Origin of the sequence: Clostridium sp. (assembly GCF_036639235.1) — a bacterium.
GTDB lineage: Bacteria > Bacillota > Clostridia > Clostridiales > Caloramatoraceae > Clostridium_AB.
Window position 1 is genome coordinate 1 of sequence record NZ_JAVWJB010000057.1, and the last position, 7,192, is coordinate 7,192.

Here is a 7,192-nt window from a genome sequence, read left to right on the forward strand (position 1 = left end):
ATATATTTTGGTTCTTTAGGATTAATTTCTATTTTCTCTCTTATCCTTCTTATATGTACTGTTACAGTTGAGTCTACATTAACAGGCTCGTCCTTCCATACTCGTCTATATATATCCTCTGATGAGAAAACTCGTCCCCTATTCTCTGATAGTAAAAGTAAAATATTATACTCTATAGGAGTCAAGTGAACCTTTGCTCCATCTACGTACACTTCATGTGAACATTTATTTATCTTAAGTTCCTTAATTATAATTTCATCTTTACCCTCAGCTACAACATTTCCAAGGGTTAAATATCTTCTTAATTGTGACTTTACCCTTGCTATTAATTCAAGTGGGTTAAATGGCTTTGTAACATAATCATCAGCTCCTATATTAAGCCCTAATATTTTATCAGAGTCTTCACTTTTTGCTGATAACATTATTATTGGTATGTTTTTTTCTTCCCTTATCTTAATACATGTTGTTATTCCGTCCATTTTTGGCATCATAATATCTAGAATAATAAGGTTTATATCTTCTTCAAGTAAAATTTCTAAAGCTTCATATCCATTCTCTGCCTTAAAAGTATTAATACCTTCCCCCCTTAAATAAATCTCAATAGCATCCCTAATTTCCTTTTCATCATCAACCACCAAAACATTATAAGTCATTTAATCCCCTCCTAATATCTATAATAAAACAAAAATCTTAAGAAAGCCCAATCATAATTATAACGACTTTCTTAAGATTCATTCAATTCCTAAAAACCACAGCTAACCTCTAATGATTTTAACAGATAATCTATTATTTCACCATAACGAGGATTAGATCTTTGACGCGGTCTTTCTATATTAACATCTATTATTTCCTTTATTTCACCTGGCTTACTAGACATAACAACTATTTTATCAGCAAGATAAATTGCCTCATCAACACTATGTGTTACAAATAATATTGTTTTCTTATTTTTATCCCAAATATTAAGTAGTTCCCTTTGAAGAATTATTCTAGTGTGTGCATCAAGTGCCCCAAATGGCTCATCCATTAAAAGAACCTTAGGGTCATTTGCAAGTGCCCTTGCTATGGCAACTCTTTGCTGCATTCCACCTGATAATTCATATGGATAAGCATACTTAAATTCATTCATACCTATTATATCAAGGTATTTCTTAGAAACCTCAACTCTTTCCTTTTTATTAACCCCCGAAAACTCAAGTCCAAGTCCAATATTATCTATTACTGTTTTCCAAGGAAGCAGTGAATAATTTTGAAATACCATTCCAATATCCCTTGTAGGCTTTGTATGAACTCTTCCCATAAATTCAACACTACCCTCAGTTGCCTCATCTAGCCCTGCTATTATTCTAAGTAGAGTTGACTTTCCGCATCCTGATGGGCCAACAATACATATAAATTCATTTTCATATACATTAATATTTATATTATTTAATGCCTTAACTACTAAGTCTTCCCTTGTTTTAAATATCTTTTCTAAATTATTAACACTTATTATTGTATCCTTTAATTTCTCCATACCTTCCTCCTATCTAGCCTTGTTTTGCCATGAGAAGTATTTTTTCTCAACAATTCTAAAAACAAAGTCTAGTAGTGCCCCAAATGCACCAATACATATCATTCCTGTAATAACTAGGTCTGTTCTTGCAAGTTCATATGCATGGGTAATTAAATATCCCATACCTGATAAACTTCCTGGAAGCATTTCTGCTGAAACAAGACATGCCCATGCTATTCCAAGAGCGGTTCTAAGTCCATTAATAATTGTTGGTGCTGCTGCAGGTATTAAAATCTTAAAGAACATATCCCTTTGACTAGCTCCAAGTACCTTTGCTGAATCAATTAGTGTTCTATTAACACTTTGAACTGCAAATATAGAGCTTGTAACAACAGGGAAAAATGTTCCAAGTGCAATAATAAATATCATTGATAGTTTAAAGCTACTAAGAGTTGCATAGGCATCTCCTGTAGTTACCCCAAAAACAGTTGCAAGTGAAGATACTCCAAACCATGCAAGTACTAATGGTACCCATGCAAGTGGAGGAATTGGTCTAAATATATTTATAAAGTTATTAAGAAGCTTATTACAAATCGGCTTATACCCCATTAATACCCCAACTGGTAGTGCAATAATAACTCCAATTGTATACCCAAGTAAAACCCTAATTAAACTTACTAATATATTGCTTGGAAGTGAACCAAGGCCTATAAAATTATCTGTAGCGTTGGAAAAATTATTAATAACAACTGCTACTGAAGGTAATATAACCTTATTATCTATTAATTTAGAGGCTATACTCCAAATAATAATAAAAACAACTGGAACTATTATAGGTATTAAAAAACTATTAATCCTTTTCTTCATTTTCTAACCTCCAAAAAAAATTCCCGTATAAACGGGAATCGTTAAATCTTATTTTAAATATGAGAAATCAAACATCTTGTCCTTAATTTCATCAAAGCTCTTTCCTTTGAATTCTCCATCAAATTTACCCATTTCACTTATAGCATCATAATAAACCTTAATACCTGATAACCATTTTTCATCTGGGTTAGTTGTATACTTAATTGTACATTTTTTAATAGTTCCTTCTTCAACACCAATACTACTTGCAAGTGTCTTAGCAACTACATCCTTATTTGTGTTAGCAAATTCTGTTGTATACTTAACAACTTCAACAAATGCCTTGTATACCTCAGGATTTTGCTTTAATGATTCTTCTCTAGCTGAGAATACACAGCAAGGGAAGTCTTCCCATTGTCCCTTTGGTGGGAAGTCCTTAAGATTAAGAACTATTTTACCTACACCAGAATCTTCAGCAGCCTCTGGATGATGTGATGGTCCAACCCAAGCATCTACCTGTTTACTTGAAAGTGAAGGAAGAAGGTTCTTACTTCCCTTAAGGTCAACTAATAATACATCTGCCTTAGAATCTGCTGGGTCTTCAGTTACCTTAAACCCTTCCTTCTTAAGAACTGACTCAATTACTATTCTAGGTCCACTAATTGGTGAATGATATCCTATTTTAACTGGAACCTTTGAATCAGCTATATACTTTTTAACCTTATCCCATCCATAAAAGTCCTTATCTGGTGAAAATACAAGTGCTACCCCATCTGTTTGAACAGGTGAAAGTATTTTAACATCTGTTCCTTTATCAGCTGCTGTTAACATTGCTGTATTTGAACAGAATCCAGCGTCTATATGTTTTTGTCCCATAAGAGTTGCCATTTCTGAACCACCCTTAGTAGGTACAATATTAAATAATGCTATTTTTTTACCGTCTTTTATAAGTTCAAATTGTTCCTTTGAAAGTGACTTAAGTTGTACACTTTTGTCTTTAAATGCTTCTGGATTCTTTAATGGAATATCCATAAATCCTGTATGAAGCTCATTACCCCATGAAATATTAATAGTAGGAACGCTGTCAGCATTAGATGATGTTTCCTTAGATTCTGAACCACATGAAACTAAAAATACCATTGATAATACTAAAAGTATTCCTGAAATAATCTTTTTCATATTTTACCCCCCTTAAATACATGTTTCCACTACATTCTACATATATAAACAATATTTGTTAAATATAAAATATTTATACTTTTTAGTTTTATTATAGAAAAAACCTATTAGAATACTCTAATAGGTTATAAATTTATTATTTATATAGTTTTTATAAATAGATTATCTAAGTTGAGGAAAAACTCCTTAACAAGATCAGATTCTATATTCTCTTTAACAGGTGCCTCAATATAGGGCATTATAACCCCTCTTTCCCTAAGCATTCTATCTAATACCTCTGTCATAATTCCAAACATACTATTTCCTGAAGTATCATTTTCATCTGGCATCATAGACTCAGTCTTGTACTTATTAATCTTATGTTTTCCCCACCTAATGCTACATGTAGGACTTCCTTGAATTCCTATAAAACAAAGTGGAGTATTAGCATTATTAGTAAGTTCTAATATCATATTAACATATGACTCTAGCTCCTTCTCACAGTGCTTTCGAAAGAATATATTATCATACTGCTGTCTTCCCTGTGGATTACGAAGATAACCCATAGCAGTAAACTCTGGACAAGGCAGCTGAATCATACTTATATTCCTACTTAAAAAATAATCTGCTATCATCTTAGCAACTTGAAATCTTCTTCCTAGTATATGTACCCTAGTAGATGGGTTTAATAAACAATGGGCAACTATTGCAAAATACCTTTTCTTAGCCATATTAGTACTCCTTACACCTGTATATAATACTAATAATTTGCTACTAAATATCATTTACTATACACCTACACTATAACTTTTATTTCATAGAAGGTATTAATAATTCAAACTCCTTAGTCTTGCCATCAACTACAGCAGTTCCACTTATTTTATATGCAGGCTGAATATGACCTTTTCTGTTTTCAAATACATAGTCATTTTCTATTCTATTAATATTTATATTAGATGTTTTACCTCCAAAATAATCATCTGGAGACATTTTAAATTTCTTAGCTTTTTTAATTGCATCTTTCTTAGAAATTGTATTAACTAAATTGTCCTCTTCTATATTAACCAAATAACTGTTAATATCTCTGATTTCTCCACTTCCATTAATACGAACCATTAAAGATCCATATTTCCTACTAGTAGCTACATCTTTAATTACATATGTAATTTCTATATTATTCATATCATCTATACCACTATTTATAGTTTTGAAATCACTTAAATTATAGCCCTGTCTTATTAATTCACTATTAGCTATACTTATGGCTTTTTCCTGTGATATAACTTCCTCTACTTCCTTTTCTTTAAAGTTACTATATGCCCAGCATAGGTTTTTCTCTACCATTAGTGAAAAATTCTCATCTCTTATAGCTACATTTCCAAAATTACCACTTTCAATAGAAGCAGTAGTAATATTAAACTTTTTACTAAGTTCTCTTAAAACTTCCTGTTCAGACTTCTTCTTTACAACCCTATATATCTTCTCATTACCTTTATTATCATCAAGCTTAACACTAATATTAACACTGTCATTTATATTAAACCCATAAACAGGAACACTGCCATATTCACTTAATCTATCCTTTACTTCAAATCCAATTGGAATTAAAGCTATAATTAGTACTACTCCTATATAAGATAATCTTTTGGCAAGAGTTAACTTAAAATTATCTTTCTTAGTTATCCTACTTAACATATCCCTAATAATTGAAAAAAGGCAATACCCAGCTATACTTCCTAGAGTATTCGCTATAATATCATCAATATCAAATATTCTACCTATTATTAATTGGCTAGTTTCTATTAGTAATACACTAATAACCCCTATGCCTAAAACCTTCTTAAAATCATCAAACTTCCTATAAGACATAGGTAATAATACCCCTAGAGGTATAAACAAAATAATATTTAATATAAACTGTTTAATTCCATTAGATATACCCATAGTATAAGTAGTATAAACCCAATCAAATGGAATTAAATTAATGCTATAATCACTTCCCATTAAAGGATGGTTAACACTTAAAAATGTGGCATATATAACAACAACAGCATATAAATTAATCATATACAACGAAGCTATTTGTATCTTACTTTCAAACTTTTTCTTAAAAAATTTATTTATTATTAAATATAGCAACAAAAACCCTACCGATCCTAATATAATCACTAAGGGAATTATTCTTATTAAACTCATAATGTACCCCATAAAACACCTCCAAGACTATTATATATTTCTTACAAATATTTTACAAATTTATATTATAAAAGGCATATTACAATATGTAATATGCCCTAATAGTTATTTACTATAATACATTTTAACGTGTGGAATTCCACCCTCATCATATATATCTGATACCTTTTCAAACCCTAATGAAGAATAAAAATCAACTAAATATTCCTGTGCTGAAATCTTAATTGCCTTCTCTCCTAAAGTGTTTTCAATAAAGCTTATAGCAATTTTCATCATGTCTCTAGCTATACCCTTTTTTCTATATTTACTTCTAACAAGAACCCTACCTATAGAAGTTTCTTCATATGAAACACCCTTAGTTGGTATTCTAAGATATGCTACAAGCTCCCCATTTTCTATATATTGAAGGTGATATGACTCATAATCCTTATCATCACAATCCTCTTCTGTACAGTTTTGCTCTAATACAAAAACCTCAAATCTAGCCTTTAGTATATTATATAATTCCTTGTTTGATAATTCTTCAAACTTCTTAATTGTAATATCCATAATTCCTCCTAAGTATCTTAATCGCAGCCTCCGCTACATCCACCATCACTACCTGAATCACATGATCCACTATCATTAGAATCACATCCTGGGTGGTTACAATCATCATCAAAAACCCTTGCATGTTGATCATGTAAATGGCTCATACTTTGTCTTTGCTGCTCACTTAATATAAAGCTACTTTGGGCTGCCTTAGCTTTTGATGATTTACTATTTCCTGTTGACTTAATAAGATTTTTTATCCCTATGGCAACTATAACAACAATTACTAGTCCAAATATCAATTTCATAACACCCTCCAAAACTTAATTTATTCCATTGTATTACTAGGGTCATATATAGTCAAATTTCAGTTGTAGATTTATTTATTTAATCTATTTTTGTCTAATTCAAAATATTGCCCGGAAAATATGACAGCATTAATCCTTTTATTATTTTACTTAATATTTCTATTGTTAAAAACCTGTTTTTTTATAACAGTCTATTTACCTTTTCAGTAAACTAAAAGAGCCAAGGGAAATTCCCTTGGCTCTTTTTATCCTATATGGTCTGCTAGGATAGATTGTACTTCATATATATTAGTATTTTTATTAAACTGCTTCTCTATCGGAAGAGCTCTTCCTGATACATAAATCTTAAGTTCTGCATCAAGGTCAAAATGGCCTGCTGTTTCTACACTAAAGTATGTGATACTTTTGTATGGTATAGACATATACTCTGTTTTCTTTCCTGTTAATCCTTGCTTATCTATTAGAATAAGTCTTTTGTTTGTAAATATTATAAGATCTCTTACTAGTTTGTAGCCTGCTTCAACTATTTCACTAGGTGAGAATAAATCCTCAAAGTCCTTTTCTATTTCTCCAACAGTAATCTTAGAAGCATTGCCTATTAGTCCATCAAATAGTCCCATTTTATCTCCTACTTTCTATAGTTATTTGCAAGCATCTT

9 protein-coding genes are annotated in these 7,192 nt (G+C 30.9%); all 9 read right to left on the reverse strand.

Going from position 1 to position 7,192, the window contains the following annotated elements:
• Window positions 1-653: response regulator transcription factor (locus RR539_RS09770; protein WP_332500380.1), on the reverse strand; the 653-nt coding region annotated here is incomplete at its 3' end.
• A gap of 89 nt (window positions 654-742) precedes the next feature.
• Window positions 743-1,516 carry an ABC transporter ATP-binding protein gene (locus RR539_RS09775; protein ID WP_332483701.1) on the reverse strand — a complete coding sequence of 258 codons (774 nt, stop codon included), beginning with the start codon at window positions 1,514-1,516 and terminating at the stop codon, window positions 743-745.
• A gap of 9 nt (window positions 1,517-1,525) precedes the next feature.
• On the reverse strand, window positions 1,526-2,362 hold the full coding sequence (locus tag RR539_RS09780) for an ABC transporter permease (RefSeq protein ID WP_332474364.1): 837 nt from the start codon (window positions 2,360-2,362) through the stop codon (window positions 1,526-1,528).
• Between the two features lie 48 nt (window positions 2,363-2,410).
• On the reverse strand, window positions 2,411-3,520 hold the full coding sequence (locus RR539_RS09785; RefSeq protein WP_332474363.1) for an ABC transporter substrate-binding protein: 1,110 nt from the start codon (window positions 3,518-3,520) through the stop codon (window positions 2,411-2,413).
• Window positions 3,521-3,660: 140 nt separating this feature from the next.
• A complete protein-coding gene (locus RR539_RS09790) occupies window positions 3,661-4,230 on the reverse strand; it encodes a hypothetical protein (RefSeq protein WP_332474362.1) in 570 nt (189 codons plus the stop codon).
• Between the two features lie 79 nt (window positions 4,231-4,309).
• The gene (locus tag RR539_RS09795; protein WP_332500381.1) at window positions 4,310-5,566 is read right to left on the reverse strand and encodes a VanZ family protein; all 1,257 of its coding nucleotides are present in this window, start codon (window positions 5,564-5,566) and stop codon (window positions 4,310-4,312) included.
• A 234-nt stretch (window positions 5,567-5,800) separates the two neighbouring features.
• A complete protein-coding gene (locus RR539_RS09800; protein WP_332474360.1) occupies window positions 5,801-6,244 on the reverse strand; it encodes a GNAT family N-acetyltransferase in 444 nt (147 codons plus the stop codon).
• Between the two features lie 17 nt (window positions 6,245-6,261).
• Window positions 6,262-6,534: a hypothetical protein gene (locus RR539_RS09805; RefSeq protein ID WP_332474359.1), complete on the reverse strand. Its 273-nt coding sequence runs from the start codon at window positions 6,532-6,534 to the stop codon at window positions 6,262-6,264.
• A 245-nt stretch (window positions 6,535-6,779) separates the two neighbouring features.
• A complete protein-coding gene (locus RR539_RS09810) occupies window positions 6,780-7,154 on the reverse strand; it encodes a PH domain-containing protein (protein ID WP_332474358.1) in 375 nt (124 codons plus the stop codon).
• Window positions 7,155-7,192 lie beyond the last annotated feature (38 nt).

Excerpts from the sequence above, each read along its gene's own strand:
- RR539_RS09775 (WP_332483701.1), bottom strand. The coding sequence starts at position 1,516 with ATGGAGAAATTAAAGGATACAATAATAAGTGTTAATAATTTAGAAAAG.
- RR539_RS09780 (WP_332474364.1), bottom strand. The coding sequence starts at position 2,362 with ATGAAGAAAAGGATTAATAGTTTTTTAATACCTATAATAGTTCCAGTT.
- RR539_RS09785 (WP_332474363.1), bottom strand. The coding sequence starts at position 3,520 with ATGAAAAAGATTATTTCAGGAATACTTTTAGTATTATCAATGGTATTT.
- RR539_RS09790 (WP_332474362.1), bottom strand. The coding sequence starts at position 4,230 with ATGGCTAAGAAAAGGTATTTTGCAATAGTTGCCCATTGTTTATTAAAC.
- RR539_RS09795 (WP_332500381.1), bottom strand. The coding sequence starts at position 5,566 with ATGATTAATTTATATGCTGTTGTTGTTATATATGCCACATTTTTAAGT.
- RR539_RS09800 (WP_332474360.1), bottom strand. The coding sequence starts at position 6,244 with ATGGATATTACAATTAAGAAGTTTGAAGAATTATCAAACAAGGAATTA.
- RR539_RS09805 (WP_332474359.1), bottom strand. The coding sequence starts at position 6,534 with ATGAAATTGATATTTGGACTAGTAATTGTTGTTATAGTTGCCATAGGG.
- RR539_RS09810 (WP_332474358.1), bottom strand. The coding sequence starts at position 7,154 with ATGGGACTATTTGATGGACTAATAGGCAATGCTTCTAAGATTACTGTT.